The organism is Rathayibacter sp. AY1A2 (assembly GCF_002930935.1).
Classification (GTDB): Bacteria; Actinomycetota; Actinomycetes; order Actinomycetales; family Microbacteriaceae; genus Rathayibacter.
The window spans coordinates 184,925-197,159 of the sequence record NZ_PSTP01000004.1 but is presented as its reverse complement, the minus strand read 5'-3'; the positions used below and the strand labels follow the sequence as shown (position 1 = coordinate 197,159).

Sequence of the window (12,235 nt, the reverse complement as noted above, 5' to 3'; positions counted from 1 at the left end):
CGCCTCCTAGTAGTCGTTCACCGCCGGCTGGGTGACGGTCGTGCCGGACTGGCCGAGCGTCTCGTCGTAGATGGCGCTCCAGGTCTCGCCGCCGTCGGTCAGCATGCCGTTGACGAAGTGGCGCAGGGCGTCGTCGTCCTTCGGCAGGCCGATGCCGTAGAGCTCGGTGCTGAAGGGCTCTCCGACGACCTTGAGCTCGTCGGGCTTCTGAGCGGCGTAACCGATCAGGATCGCGCCGTCGGTGGTGACGGCGTCGACGGTGCCGTCGGAGAGGGCGTCCACGCACTGCGAGTACGTGTCGAACTCCTCGGTCTTCACCTCGGGGTAGTTGGTGCGGATGTTCTGGATCGGGGTGGAGCCGGTGGCCGAGCACACGGTGGTGTCGGCGGTGAGGTCGTCCGGTCCGGTGATCGTGTCGTTGTCGGCCGCGACGAGCAGCTGCTGGCCGGTCTCGAAGTAGGGTCCGGCGAAGCCGACCTGCTCCTTGCGCTTGTCGGTGATCGAGTAGGTGCCGACGTAGTAGTCGATGTCGCCGTTCACGATCGACGCCTCGCGGTTGGCCGACGGGATCGCCTGGAACTCGATGGCGTCGGCCGCGAAGCCGAGCGAGGCGGCGGTCCACTTGGCGATCTCGATGTCGAAGCCGGAGCGCTCGCCGGTCGCCGCGTCGAGGTAGCCCAGCCCGGGCTGGTCCTCCTTGACGCCGATGACGACCTTGCCGTCCGCGGTCATCGCGTCGAAGGTCGGGCTGCCCTCGAGAGTGACGTCGGAGGCGACCTTGTACGCGGAGGTCCCTCCCTCGGAGCCTCCACCGGCGCCGCCGCCGGCGGTTCCGGAGTCGCCGGAGCAGCCGGCGAGGGCGAGGGTCGCTACTGCGAGTCCCGCGGTCATGAACATGAGCCTGGTGCGCATGATCGTCCTTCCTGGGGTTCGGCCCGCCGGAGCGGGCGATGTCGGGTCGGCTCCCGGGTCACGGGTCCGACCTGCCTGGTGGCTGCTGATCGCGCTTCTAGTGCGTGATGAGCTTGGAGAGGAAGTCCTTGGCCCGGTCGGTGCGGGGCGCGGTGAAGAACGACTCCGGGTCGGTGTCCTCGAGGATCTCGCCGTCGGCCATGAACACGACGCGGTCGGCGGCCTTCCGGGCGAATCCCATCTCGTGGGTGACGACGATCATCGTCATCCCGTCCTTGGCGAGCCCGACCATCACGTCCAGGACCTCGTTGATCATCTCGGGATCGAGCGCCGAGGTCGGCTCGTCGAAGAGCATCACCTTGGGCTTCATCGCCAGCGCCCGCGCGATCGCGACGCGCTGCTGCTGCCCGCCGGAGAGCTGGGCCGGGGTCTTGGCGGCCTGGTGGCCGACGCCTACCCGGTCGAGCAGCGCCGTGGCCTGGGCCTCCGCGTCCTTGCGGGAGAGCCCGCGGACCTTGATCGGGCCGAGGGTGACGTTCTCGAGGATCGTCTTGTGCGCGAAGAGGTTGAACGACTGGAAGACCATCCCGACGTCGGCGCGGAGCGCGGCGAGGCCCTTGCCCTCCTCCGGGAGCTTCTGCCCGTCGATGGTGATGGTGCCGCCCGAGATCGTCTCGAGCCGGTTGACCGTGCGGCAGAGCGTCGACTTGCCGGATCCGGAGGGGCCGAGGACCACGACGACCTCGCCCCGGTGCACCGTCAGATCGATGTCCTTCAGAGCCTGGAAGTCGCCGTAGTGCTTCTGCACCCCGGAGAGGACGACGAGGGGTTCACCGGCGGGAGCGGCGGCGCGCTCGTCTTGCGGGGCTGTGACCATGCCGTCAGAGAAGCACACGGGGATGGGCCGGTCAAATCATGAGGGAATTCTTAACCGAAGGGTAACAACGCACCCTGTTCTCCAGGTTCGCAGCACCCTCGGCCCGGTTCCTCTCAGGAACGCAGCGCGAAGGCGCTCTCGTACAGGCAGACGGAGGCCGCGGTCGCGAGGTTGAGCGACTCCGCCGCCCCGTAGATGGGCACCGCGACCACGCCGTCGACGAGGGCGAGCGACTCGTCCTCGAGGCCGCGCGCTTCGTTGCCGAAGACCCAGACGGTCGGCTGGGCGAGGTCCCCGCGTGCGCGGACGTCGAGCAGGTCCTCCCCCTTCACGTCGGCCGCGACGGAGCGGAGGCCCACGCCGCGGAGCCGGCCCAGCACGTCGGCGAGGTCGGCGCCGACCGCGACCGGGAGGTGGAAGAGCGAGCCGGTCGTGGAGCGCACGACCTTGGGATTGTAGAGGTCGACCGAGCGGCCGGACAGCACGACCGCGTCAGCGCCGGCGGCGTCGGCGGCACGGATGATCGTGCCGAGGTTGCCCGGATCGCGGACCTCCTCGAGCACCGCCACGAGACGCGGCTCGGAGGCGACGACGTCCTTGAGCGACGTGGGGAACTGACGGCAGACCGCGACGAAGCCCTGCGGAGTGACGGTGTCGGCCATCGCGTCGAGGACGTCCTCGGTCACGTACTCGATCTCCACCTCCGCCGCGGCGGCGGCGGCGACGATCTCGGGGTGGCGCTCCAGAGCGGTCGGAGTCGCGAACGACTCGACGATCAGCTCCGGGCGGTACTGCAGCGCCTCGGAGAGTGCCTGCGGGCCCTCGAGGAGGAAGAGCCCCGTCTCGAGCCGGGCCGGGCGGCGGGTGAGCTTCGCCACGGAGCGGACACGGGGAGAGCGGGGGTTGTCGAGCATGCGGCGAGCCTATCGGCGCGGTGATCGCCGCCCCCGCAGACACGGCGCGGAAGGGCCTGCGGACGACGGAGGGGGCCGCGACCTCTCGGTCGCGACCCCCTCCGGGAAGCCGTGCTGACTACGCTGCGGCCTTGGGCGCCGAGGTGTCGGCGGGCAGCGCGCTCTTCGCGGTCGCGACGAGCGAGGCGAACGTGGCCGGCTCGGTGATCGCGAGGTCCGCGAGGATGCGGCGGTCGACCTGGACGCCGGCCAGGGCGAGGCCCTGGATGAAGCGGTTGTAGGTCAGACCGTTCGCGCGGGACGCGGCGTTGATGCGCTGGATCCAGAGACGACGGAACTCGCCCTTCTTGGCGCGGCGGTCGCGGTACGAGTAGACGAGGGAGTGGGTGACCTGCTCCTTCGCCTTGCGGTAGAGGCGCGACCGCTGGCCGCGGTAGCCCGAGGCGCGCTCGAGGATGACGCGACGCTTCTTGTGGGCGTTGACGGCCCTCTTCACTCTTGCCATTGCTGTTTCTTCCTATCGATCCGTGTCGGCTGAGTAGCGACCACGCGGCGCAGCGGGCTGCGCCGGCGGTGGGCTACAGACCGAGAAGCTTCTTGGCGACCTTGGCGTCCTGCGGGGCGAGGACCTGGTCCTGGTTGAGGCGGCGCGTGCGAACGCTGGACTTGGACTCCAGGTTGTGACGCATGCCGGCCTGCTGCTTCATGACCTTGCCGGAGCCGGTCACCTTGAAGCGCTTCTTGGCACCCGAGTGGGTCTTCATCTTGGGCATGTTCTCTCCTTGTGAACGTCACTCCGCGCTCGGCGGGGCGAAACCGGTGCCCCGCGAGCGGGGCGTCCACCGGCCCCGAGGCCGGGGCGGCGAAGTACTAGACGGACTCGGCCTCGGCCGTGTCCTCGGGGGTGTTGGCCTCGCGACGAGCGGCGCGGACCGCATTGGCCTCGGCCTTCGCCTCGGACTTGTTCTTCAGCGGGCCGATGACCATCACCATGTTGCGACCGTCGATGGTCGGGGTGGACTCGACCTGGCCGAACTCGGCGACGTCCTCCGCGAAGCGCTGGAGCAGGCGGACGCCCATCTCGGGGCGCGACTGCTCGCGACCGCGGAAGAGGATCATCGCCTTGACCTTGTCGCCGGCCTTCAGGAAGCCCTCGGCGCGCTTGCGCTTGGTCTCGTAGTCGTGCTTGTCGATCTTCAGGCGGAAACGGACCTCCTTGAGGATCGTGTTCGCCTGGTTGCGACGGGCTTCCTTGAGCTTCTGAGCCTGCTCGTACTTGAACTTCCCGTAGTCCATGATCTTGGCCACGGGCGGCTTGGAGTTGGGGGCGACCTCGACCAGGTCCAGGTCTGCGTCCTGCGCGAGTCGCAGGGCGACCTCGATCTTGACGACGCCGACCTGTTCTCCTGCGGGACCCACGAGGCGGACCTCGGGGACGCGGATACGGTCGTTGGTACGGGGATCGCTGATTGCGTTTCTCCTCTGATCTCGGTGAGTGCAGCTGCGCTGCCGGAGTCTTCTCCAGCGCACCCGAGAGAGGTGATCGTCCCGTCCACGTCGTGCCTGCAGCACGGCGCTCGCACCCTGTGACGCGGTTCCCGAGGCGGACCTCGAGAGCCGCAGCCCTGCCTCCGGTGGTCTGACGACCCTCGGGGGCGGAGTGCTTCTGACCCGGTAACCTTGTGAAGCGGTCAAGCGCGGGTGGGAGAATCTCCACTTTCGAACCGAGGACATGCCTCGGAGCCCGGACAACCATAGCAGACCGGCGGCCCGCCCGACAGACCGGATCCGGCCGCCCCTCGATCCTCTGCTCCGGCGGCCGCGCCCCTCCACCACGGACGACGAACGAAGGACCCATGGCCCAGTACGACGACGACTACACGCGACGATTCGGCGAGGACGGCGGAGCCTCCGACGTGGAGGCCGCGCGCGACATCGCGGAGGTCCCGGCGGTGGAGATCATCACCACCGCCGCCGTGCACCTGATGAGCGCGGCCGCCGTCAAGTGCGGACTCGCCGACGAGCCTGGAGCGCAGGTCGACCTCGACGAGGCGCGCAAGCTCATCAACGCGCTCGCGGGCCTGGTCACGGCCGGGGCGCCCGACATCAGCGACATGCACGCCCGGAGCCTGCGCGACGGCCTCCGCACCCTCCAGCTCGCGTTCCGTGAGGCGTCCCCGATCGCTGACCCGATCGGCAAGGGCCCGGGCGAGAAGTGGACCGGCCCGGTCACCTGATCGGGAGTCAGCGGGCGGCGGCGAGCTGCAGCGTCATCGAGTCGACGCGCTGCGCGACGGTCTCGTCGGCCGCCCACCGCTCCCCCAGGCGCGCGACGAGGGCGCCGAGCGCGTCCTGATCGAGCCCCGGGCGCAGGCTCAGGACCACCACGAGCTCGGGGCCCGCGAGGCGCTGCTCCGGGTCTCCCGCGCGCACCTCGAGCGAGGCGACCGCCCGTTCCCCCTCCGCAGCCGCGCGCAGAGCCAGGAGCACCTCCGCATCGGCGGGGGCCGGCCGCCAGGCGCCGCCCTCCGCGATCGCCCAGAGGGCCGGGCGCCGGACCGCGAACTCCCGCTCGGACGCGGGATCGAGGACCATCACCTCGGTGCCCTCCGCGACGGCCGCCAGGGCCGCGCGGCGCCCGTCGACAGGGACGGGACGGGCGGCCGGGTCCCACCGGCGCATGCTCTCGACGCCGCTGAAGACGGGGAGCACCGTGCGGCCGTCGGGTCCGGCGACCGTGACGATCGCGAGCTCCTGCGTCTTGTCCGCCCGGAGTCCCCCGACTCCCTCGGCCTCCTCGCCGAGGCGGGCGACCAGCGGGATGAGCAGGCGGGACGTGCGTATCGCGTCGACCACGGCCTCCGGGCCGCGAGTGCCGCGGGCGAAGGACTCGAGCGCTGCGACCAGCGGCTCCGGGGCGCTTCCGTCGTCCTCCGGTGCTGCGCTCGGCTCGAAGTGCCGGCCCGCCCAGGGGGTGCCGGCCGAGTCGGTCAGATGCGCCGGGAGCGGGCGGGGCTCACTCGGATGCGACATCCAGGGCCTCCGCGAGCGTGAACGCGCCCGCGTACAGCGCCTTGCCGACGATCGCGCCCTCGAGCCCCTGGGGCACGAGGTCGCGCAGAGCGGCGATGTCGTCGAGGTTCGAGATGCCGCCCGAGGCGATCACGGGGCGGTGGGTGCGGGCCATGACCTGCTCGAGGAGCTCGAGGTTCGGGCCCTTGAGCGTGCCGTCCTTCGTGACGTCGGTGACGACGTAGCGGGTGCAGCCGGCCTCCTCCAGGCGGTCGAGGACCTGCCAGAGGTCGCCGCCCTCCTTGGTCCAGCCGCGCGCGGCGAGCGTGGTGCCCCGGACGTCGAGCCCGACGGCGATCTGGTCGCCGTACTGCGCGATGACGCTCGCGGCCCACTCGGGGTTCTCGAGCGCCGCGGTGCCGAGGTTGATGCGCTTCGCGCCGGCGCTCAGCGCGGACTCGAGGCTGCGGTCGTCGCGGATCCCGCCGGAGAGCTCGACGTTGACGCCCTTCACCTGCCGAATGACCTTCTTCATGATGCCGTGGTTGTCGCCGCGGCCGAAGGCGGCGTCGAGGTCGACGAGGTGGATCCACTCCGCGCCCTGGTCGGCCCAGTCGCCCGCGGCGTCGATCGGGTCGCCGTAGTTGGTCTCGGTCCCGGCCTCGCCCTGCGTGAGCCGCACGGCCCTGCCGCCCGCCACGTCGATCGCAGGCAGGAGGACCAGGCCCGGGGCCTTGGTGAACTCGCTCATCGTCATCCTCAGTCTCGGAGCCGGTGCCGGCCCCTGGAGGCGCCGACCACCGGCCGATCCTAGTTCGTGCGGAGGGTGCCCAGCCAATTGGCCAGCAGCCGGAGCCCGGCGGCCCCCGACTTCTCGGGGTGGAACTGCGTGGCCGAGAGCGGCCCGTTCTCGACCGCGGCGATGAAGGGGCCTCCGTGATCGGCCCAGGTGACCGCGGGACGCGGGAACGGGGGCATGACATCGAGCGACCACTCGCGGGCGCCGTAGGAGTGCACGAAGTAGAAGCGCTCCTCGGCGATGCCGTCGAAGAGCACCGAGCCCTCGGGAGCGGAGACGGTGTTCCAGCCCATGTGCGGGACGACCTCGGCCGGGAGGAGGTCCACCGTCCCCGGCCACTCGCCCAGGCCCTCGCTCTCGACCCCGCGCTCGACGCCGCGCTCGAAGAGCACCTGCATCCCGACGCAGATGCCCAGGACGGGGCGCCCGCCGGCGAGGCGCTTCTCGATGATCTCGCCGCCGCGGGCGCGGGTCAGCGCCGACATCACGGCGTCGAAGGCGCCGACGCCGGGCACGAGGAGGCCGTCCGCCTCCAGCGCCCGCTGCCGGTCCCCCGTCAGCTCGACGTCGGCCCCGGCGAGCTCGAGCGCCTTGACGGCGGAGTGCACGTTCCCCGAGCCGTAGTCGTAGACCACGACGGAGGGGCGGGCCGAGCTCACAGCGCGCCCTTCGTCGACGGCACGCCGGAGACGAGCGGGTCGAGGGCCTTGGCCTGACGGAAGGCGCGGGCGAACGCCTTGAACTCCGCTTCGGCGATGTGGTGCGGGTCCCTGCCGCCGAGCACCGTGACGTGCACGGTGAGGCCGGCGTTGAACGCGATCGCCTCGAAGACGTGGCGCACCATCGACCCGGTGAAGTGGCCGCCGATCAGGTGCAGCGCGAAGCCCTCCGGCTCGCCGGTGTGCACGAGGTAGGGGCGCCCCGAGATGTCGACGACGGCCTGCACGAGCGCCTCGTCGAGGGGGACGAGCGCGTCGCCGAAGCGGGAGATCCCGGCCTTGTCGCCGAGCGCCTGACGGATGGCCGTGCCGAGCACGATGCCGATGTCCTCCGCGGTGTGGTGGATGTCGATCTCGATGTCGCCGCGGGCCCGGACGTGCAGGTCCGTGAGCGAGTGCTTCGCGAACGCCGTCAGCAGGTGGTCGAAGAAGGGCACGCCGGTCTCGAGATCGGCGACGCCCGTGCCGTCGAGGTCGAGGGAGAGCTCGATGCTCGACTCGCTGGTGGCACGGCTGAGGGAGGCGGTGCGCCCGGGTGCGGCGCTCGGGGAGGTCATGCCTCCCAGTCTATTCGCGCCGCGTCGCCGCCCCCGGGCGGAGCTCACTCGCGCGAGAGCGCCACCGTGGCGTCGGCCGACGGTGCGGGGATGTAGGCGAGCGCCTCGAGGAACGCGGTCGTCTCCTCCTCGGTGCCGGCGCTGACACGGAGGTGGTTCGGGATGCCGACGTCGCGGATGAGGACGCCGTGGGCGAGCAGGCCCTCGAACATCGCGGCCGGATCCGCGACGCCGCCGAAGAGGACGAAGTTGCTGCCGGTCGTGTACGGGCGGTAGCCGAGGGCGCGCAGTCCGTCGATCATCCGGTCGCGCTGCACGATGATCTCGCCGACCATGGCGAGCATCTCGTCGGCGTGAGCGAGGGCGGCGGTCGCGGCGGCCTGGGTGAGGGCCGACAGGTGGTACGGGAGGCGGACTAGGCGGAGCGCGTCGATCACCGCGGGGTCGGCGGCGAGGTAGCCCAGGCGGACACCGGCGAAGGCGAAGGCCTTGCTCATGGTGCGGGACACGAGCAGGCGCGGTCGCCCGGGGAGGAGGCTCAGCGCGGTGGGCGCGCCCCTGCCGGCGAACTCGGCGTACGCCTCGTCGACGACGACGATGCCGTCGGTCGCGTCGTAGACAGCCTCGATCACGGCGAGGTCGAGCGGCGTCCCGGTCGGGTTGTTCGGAGCGCAGAGGAAGACGATGTCGGGCCGGGCCCGGCGCACCTGCTCCGCGGCGTACTCGGCTCCGATCTCGAATTCCGCCTCGCGCGGAGCGGGGATCCACTCCGTTCCGCTCCCCGACGCGAGGATCGAGTACATCGAATAGGTGGGCGCGAACCCCAGCAGCGAGCGCCCGGGACCGCCGAACGCCTGAAGGACGTGCTGGAGCACCTCGTTCGATCCGTTCGCAGCCCACACGCCGTCCGCGGTGAGCCCGTGACCGAGGTAGCCGGCGAGGGAGTCGCGCAGCTCTCGGAACTCGCGGTCGGGGTACCGGTTGACGGTGCGCAGCGCCTCCGTGACCCGCCCGACGATGTCGGCGATCACGTCGTCCGGGACCGGGTGGGTGTTCTCGTTGACGTTGAGGGCGACGGGCACGACCGCCTGGGGTGCACCGTACGGGTGCCTGCCTCGGAGGTCGTCGCGGAGGGGTAGGTCATCGAAAGTCGTCACCAGGGAATGGTAGCGAAGCACCCGGCGCGGACGTCCGGGCAGCCCGGCTCAGCGAGCGGTGTCGTACTCGGCCGGGACCGCGAGGCGCTGCCCGGGCTCGACGCCCGCGCTCGAGAGCTGGTTGAGGGAGAGGATGTCGTCGACCACGTCGCGCGGGTCCGCCTGCGGGGCGAGCTCCTCGGCGAGCGACCAGAGCGACTCGCCCGCGTGAACGGTGACGTACTGGAACTCGACCGCAGCGGCGTCGCTCGACGCGACCGCTCCACCGCCGTTGAGCCCGAAGGCGAAGGCGCCCGCCACGATCGGCAGGGCCCCCAGAGCGGCCACCACGGCGCGGCCGCGGCGCGTGAGGCGCAGACGGGTGCGAACGATCCGCGCTTCGCCGAACGCGCTCATCGGCTCGGGAGCGGACGGCAGTACCTCGACGTGCCGAGCCGCGGACGAGCGCTGGAGCGGGCGGGAGGTGAGCTGTGCGGTCATGGGATCGCTCCTTTCAACAGGGATTCGGGGAGGCCCTCGGCCGGGAGGGCCGCCCCGAACGCCTGTACCGAACATATCTTCGAACGACGGAGCGGTCAAGGGACCGTTCCGGCTGATCCGCGGGCGGACTCGCGCGCGACACACTCGAACGAATGTTCCGAGTCGTGAGTTCCGGCGGATACAGTTTCGAGAGCCTGGTCGTAGTAGAGCAGCGACCACCGACATTCCTTGTCGGGTCGCGACCGGGCGGGCGCGCACGCGGCGTGCGCACCGGGAAGAGGGAGCATCGTGAGCGACGCGCAGAGGGCCGGGACCCCGGCCGCCAAGACGAAGGCGGCCGCAGGCCGCCGCCGGAAGAGCCTGAGCGCCAAGCAGCTCGCGATCCTCGACGCGATCCAGCGCTCGGTGTCGAGCCGCGGCTACCCGCCGAGCATGCGCGAGATCGGCGACGCGGTCGGCCTCGCCTCGCTGTCGAGCGTCACCCACCAGCTCAACCAGCTCGAGCTCAGCGGCTACCTGCGCCGCGACCCGAACCGGCCCCGCGCCCTCGAGATCCTCATCGACGTCCCCAGCTCGACGGAGGACGACGGGTCGTTCGAGTCGACCGCGACGGTCGGCGACGCGGCGATGGTCCCCCTCGTCGGCCGGATCGCGGCGGGCGTGCCGATCATGGCGGACCAGCAGATCGACGAGGTGTTCCCGCTTCCCCGGCAGCTCGTCGGCAAGGGCGAGCTCTTCATGCTCAAGGTCGTCGGCGAGTCGATGATCGACGCCGCGATCTGCGACGGCGACTGGGTCGTGGTCCGCTCGCAGCGCACCGCCGAGAACGGCGAGATCGTAGCGGCCATGCTCGACGGCGAGGCCACCGTCAAGGTGCTGCGCCAGCGCGACGGCCACACCTGGCTGCTGCCCCGCAACTCCAACTTCGAGCCGATCCTCGGCGACGAGGCCGAGGTGCTCGGGAAGATCGTGGCGGTCCTCCGCTCGGTCTGACACCGGGAACGCAGGAGGGGCCCGACCGGCGTGCAGCCGGCCGGGCCCCTCCTGCGTTCGACGGGCACCGGCGATCGGGGCGCGCGCCCCTCCGTCGCGGTCACGGGAAGGCGGAGGAGGGCCGCCGACACGAGATCGCCGAACCCTCCGGCCGCCGGAGCGGGTCGATGGTGCGGGACGCCGCACCCCCTCCCGGATGCGCCGAGCGCCCGCCTCCCGGACGGGGAGACGGGCGCTCGGGTGGTGGCGATCAGGCCTGGACGGCCGCGCGCGGAACCGCGAACTCGGTGAGCGAGCCCGCCAGGTCGGCGTGCACGAGGGCGACCACGTGGGTGCCGCCCTCGACGTACTGCGTCGACAGGATCCGGCCGCTGCGGTGCAGATGCGAGATCACGTCGCCCCGGTCGTAGGGCACGAGCAGGTCGATCTCGACGTCCGGCTCGGGCAGGATCTCGGCGATCCGCGCCTCCAGCTCGTCGATGCCCTCGCCGCTGCGCGCCGACACGAAGACCGCGTCGGGAGCGAGACCGCGCAGCACCAGCCGCGTGCCCTCGTCCACCAGATCGGCCTTGTTGAAGGCGATGATCTCGGGGATGCTGCGGGCGCCCACCTCGCCGATCACGTCGCGCACGGTGGCGATCTGCCCGGCCGGATCGGGGTGGGAGGCGTCCACGACGTGGACGATCACATCGGAGTCCGCGACCTCCTCGAGCGTCGACCGGAAGGCCTCGACGAGCTGGTGCGGAAGCGCTCGGACGAAGCCGACCGTGTCGGCGAGCGTGTAGAGGCGCCCGTCCTTCGTCTGGGCCTTGCGGACGGTGGCGTCGAGGGTCGCGAAGAGCGAGTTCTCGACGAGGACGCCCGCGTGCGTCATCCGGTTCAGCAGGCTCGACTTGCCGGCGTTCGTGTACCCCGCGATCGCCACCGAGGGGACGGCGTTGCGCTTGCGGTTCGCGCGCTTGGCCTCGCGGGCGGGCTTCATCGCCGTGATCTGCTTGCGCAGGCGCGCCATGCGGGTGTGGATGCGGCGACGATCGAGCTCGATCTTCGTCTCACCCGGACCGCGCGAGCCCATTCCGGCTCCCGCGCCCACCTGTCCGCCAGCCTGGCGGGACATGGACTCGCCCCAGCCGCGCAGTCGCGGGAGCAGGTACTCGAGCTGCGCGAGCTCGACCTGCGCCTTGCCCTCGCGGCTCTTCGCGTGCTGGCTGAAGATGTCGAGGATCACCGCGGTGCGGTCGATCACCTTGACCTTCACCACGTCCTCCAGCGCACGCCGCTGGCTCGGTGCGAGCTCGGTGTCGGCGACGACCGTGTCCGCGCCGAGGGCCGCGACGAGCCCCGCGAGCTCCTGGGCCTTGCCCTTGCCGAGGTAGGTGCTCGGATCGGGGTGCGGGCGGCGCTGGAGCAGGCCGTCGAGGACCGTCGCTCCCGCCGTCTCCGCGAGCGCGGCGAGCTCGTGCAGCGAGTTCTCCGCGTCCTCCAGCGAATTCTGCGAGTACACGCCGATGAGCACGACGTTCTCCAGGCGCAGCTGGCGGTACTCGACCTCCGTGACGTCCTCGAGCTCGGTCGAGAGGCCGGCGACGCGTCGCAGCGCCTGCCGGTCGTCGCGGTCGAACTGCTCGCCGTCGCTGTTCTCGCCCTCGTGGCCGGCGCTCTGCAGCGCCTGGGCTCCACCCGCGACGAAGCGCGAGTACCCTGCCGAACGCGACTGCGCGTTCGCCAGGACCCTCGAGACGACGTCCACGGCCTCGGTCGTGTCGGTCTCGTTCAGGTCTTCCGTCATCCGGATAACACTAACTCCTCAGGTCT

15 protein-coding genes are annotated in these 12,235 nt (G+C 71.2%); 2 read left to right on the top strand and 13 right to left on the bottom strand.

The annotated features are described in order from the left end of the window. Positions 1-6: 6 nt before the first annotated feature. The 6 genes from C5B93_RS06440 to infC all read right to left on the bottom strand — a co-directional run bounded on the left by C5B93_RS06440 (position 7) and on the right by infC (position 4,122). On the bottom strand, positions 7-912 hold the full coding sequence (locus C5B93_RS06440) for a glutamate ABC transporter substrate-binding protein (protein WP_181068347.1): 906 nt from the start codon (positions 910-912) through the stop codon (positions 7-9). A 97-nt stretch (positions 913-1,009) separates the two neighbouring features. After that, positions 1,010-1,789 (bottom strand): amino acid ABC transporter ATP-binding protein, encoded by a 780-nt coding sequence (locus tag C5B93_RS06435; RefSeq protein ID WP_104224489.1) that lies wholly within the window; start codon positions 1,787-1,789, stop codon positions 1,010-1,012. A gap of 113 nt (positions 1,790-1,902) precedes the next feature. Then, positions 1,903-2,703, bottom strand: coding sequence for an RNA methyltransferase (locus C5B93_RS06430; RefSeq protein WP_104292052.1), 801 nt, complete (start codon positions 2,701-2,703; stop codon positions 1,903-1,905). A gap of 118 nt (positions 2,704-2,821) precedes the next feature. Further along, on the bottom strand, positions 2,822-3,208 hold the full coding sequence (gene rplT / locus C5B93_RS06425) for a 50S ribosomal protein L20 (protein ID WP_104224487.1): 387 nt from the start codon (positions 3,206-3,208) through the stop codon (positions 2,822-2,824). Positions 3,209-3,281: 73 nt separating this feature from the next. Further along, positions 3,282-3,476, bottom strand: a complete 195-nt coding sequence (rpmI, locus tag C5B93_RS06420; RefSeq protein WP_055793295.1) for a 50S ribosomal protein L35 — start codon at positions 3,474-3,476, stop codon at positions 3,282-3,284. A 97-nt stretch (positions 3,477-3,573) separates the two neighbouring features. Then, complete coding sequence (gene infC / locus C5B93_RS06415; protein WP_374952931.1) at positions 3,574-4,122, bottom strand: translation initiation factor IF-3; 549 nt, start codon at positions 4,120-4,122, stop codon at positions 3,574-3,576. Positions 4,123-4,559: 437 nt separating this feature from the next. On the opposite strand from infC, the gene C5B93_RS06410 reads away from it, so the two are divergent. Continuing rightward, a complete protein-coding gene (locus tag C5B93_RS06410) occupies positions 4,560-4,940 on the top strand; it encodes a DUF1844 domain-containing protein (protein ID WP_104313470.1) in 381 nt (126 codons plus the stop codon). Between the two features lie 7 nt (positions 4,941-4,947). Here C5B93_RS06410 and C5B93_RS06405 read toward each other — a convergent pair whose 3' ends face one another. The 6 genes from C5B93_RS06405 to C5B93_RS06380 are packed head-to-tail and all read right to left on the bottom strand — an operon-like array spanning position 4,948 to position 9,427. Beyond that, positions 4,948-5,736, bottom strand: a complete 789-nt coding sequence (locus tag C5B93_RS06405) for an SseB family protein (RefSeq protein ID WP_104292051.1) — start codon at positions 5,734-5,736, stop codon at positions 4,948-4,950. Beyond that, positions 5,720-6,466: a bifunctional 1-(5-phosphoribosyl)-5-((5-phosphoribosylamino)methylideneamino)imidazole-4-carboxamide isomerase/phosphoribosylanthranilate isomerase PriA gene (gene priA / locus C5B93_RS06400; RefSeq protein ID WP_104224506.1), complete on the bottom strand. Its 747-nt coding sequence runs from the start codon at positions 6,464-6,466 to the stop codon at positions 5,720-5,722. Before priA ends, C5B93_RS06405 begins: the two co-directional genes overlap by 17 nt. Before the next feature lie 59 nt (positions 6,467-6,525). Then, the gene (hisH, locus tag C5B93_RS06395) at positions 6,526-7,173 is read right to left on the bottom strand and encodes an imidazole glycerol phosphate synthase subunit HisH (protein ID WP_104224485.1); all 648 of its coding nucleotides are present in this window, start codon (positions 7,171-7,173) and stop codon (positions 6,526-6,528) included. Further along, the gene (gene hisB, locus C5B93_RS06390; RefSeq protein ID WP_104233277.1) at positions 7,170-7,790 is read right to left on the bottom strand and encodes an imidazoleglycerol-phosphate dehydratase HisB; all 621 of its coding nucleotides are present in this window, start codon (positions 7,788-7,790) and stop codon (positions 7,170-7,172) included. The genes hisH and hisB overlap by 4 nt, the downstream gene beginning before the upstream one ends. 44 nt (positions 7,791-7,834) lie before the next feature. Continuing rightward, on the bottom strand, positions 7,835-8,947 hold the full coding sequence (locus C5B93_RS06385) for a histidinol-phosphate transaminase (protein ID WP_181068346.1): 1,113 nt from the start codon (positions 8,945-8,947) through the stop codon (positions 7,835-7,837). A gap of 48 nt (positions 8,948-8,995) precedes the next feature. Next, positions 8,996-9,427, bottom strand: a complete 432-nt coding sequence (locus C5B93_RS06380) for a LysM peptidoglycan-binding domain-containing protein (RefSeq protein ID WP_308471249.1) — start codon at positions 9,425-9,427, stop codon at positions 8,996-8,998. Positions 9,428-9,715: 288 nt separating this feature from the next. Here C5B93_RS06380 and lexA point away from each other — a divergent pair, with 288 nt between their 5' ends. Then, complete coding sequence (gene lexA / locus C5B93_RS06375) at positions 9,716-10,420, top strand: transcriptional repressor LexA (protein WP_104224482.1); 705 nt, start codon at positions 9,716-9,718, stop codon at positions 10,418-10,420. A 250-nt stretch (positions 10,421-10,670) separates the two neighbouring features. On the opposite strand, the gene hflX is transcribed toward lexA, so the two are convergent. Further along, entirely contained in the window at positions 10,671-12,209 is a 1,539-nt protein-coding gene (hflX, locus tag C5B93_RS06370; protein ID WP_104224481.1) for a GTPase HflX, read from the bottom strand. Positions 12,210-12,235: the final 26 nt, after the last annotated feature.

Coding starts and splice junctions, on each gene's coding strand:
- C5B93_RS06440 (WP_181068347.1), bottom strand. CDS start 912: ATGCGCACCAGGCTCATGTTCATGACCGCGGGACTCGCAGTAGCGACC.
- C5B93_RS06435 (WP_104224489.1), bottom strand. CDS start 1,789: ATGGTCACAGCCCCGCAAGACGAGCGCGCCGCCGCTCCCGCCGGTGAA.
- C5B93_RS06430 (WP_104292052.1), bottom strand. CDS start 2,703: ATGCTCGACAACCCCCGCTCTCCCCGTGTCCGCTCCGTGGCGAAGCTC.
- rplT (WP_104224487.1), bottom strand. CDS start 3,208: ATGGCAAGAGTGAAGAGGGCCGTCAACGCCCACAAGAAGCGTCGCGTC.
- rpmI (WP_055793295.1), bottom strand. CDS start 3,476: ATGCCCAAGATGAAGACCCACTCGGGTGCCAAGAAGCGCTTCAAGGTG.
- C5B93_RS06410 (WP_104313470.1), top strand. CDS start 4,560: ATGGCCCAGTACGACGACGACTACACGCGACGATTCGGCGAGGACGGC.
- C5B93_RS06405 (WP_104292051.1), bottom strand. CDS start 5,736: ATGTCGCATCCGAGTGAGCCCCGCCCGCTCCCGGCGCATCTGACCGAC.
- priA (WP_104224506.1), bottom strand. CDS start 6,466: ATGAGCGAGTTCACCAAGGCCCCGGGCCTGGTCCTCCTGCCTGCGATC.
- hisB (WP_104233277.1), bottom strand. CDS start 7,790: ATGACCTCCCCGAGCGCCGCACCCGGGCGCACCGCCTCCCTCAGCCGT.
- C5B93_RS06380 (WP_308471249.1), bottom strand. CDS start 9,427: ATGACCGCACAGCTCACCTCCCGCCCGCTCCAGCGCTCGTCCGCGGCT.
- hflX (WP_104224481.1), bottom strand. CDS start 12,209: ATGACGGAAGACCTGAACGAGACCGACACGACCGAGGCCGTGGACGTC.